1 pseudogene is annotated in these 241 nt (G+C 56.0%); it reads left to right on the forward strand.

Annotated elements, in window-relative coordinates:
• Positions 1-116: pseudogene (locus AC0L3U_RS40095) on the forward strand (30S ribosomal protein S5); the annotation flags it as partial.
• Between the last annotated feature and the right edge of the window lie 125 nt (positions 117-241).

A 241-nucleotide genomic window follows, 5' to 3' on the forward strand; every position in this document is an offset into this window, starting at 1 on the left:
GCTCGACTAACCCTGTAAACGTGGTTCACGCCACTTTCAAGGGTTTGAAATCTATGCAATCTCCTGAGTCCATTGCTGCCAAGCGCGGCTTGACTGTCACCCGGTTAGAAATGTAAACGATGTCCCCGGTTTGTACCGGGGCAAGCCCCCTCCCACATGGGTTGTGCAGTGTTGCCTAAACCTCAGGCGCTGAAGCCACCGTCGATGGTCAAGCTGGCGCCTGTGATGTACCCGGCTTCCG

This window comes from Bradyrhizobium sp. Kon69, assembly GCF_055807515.1.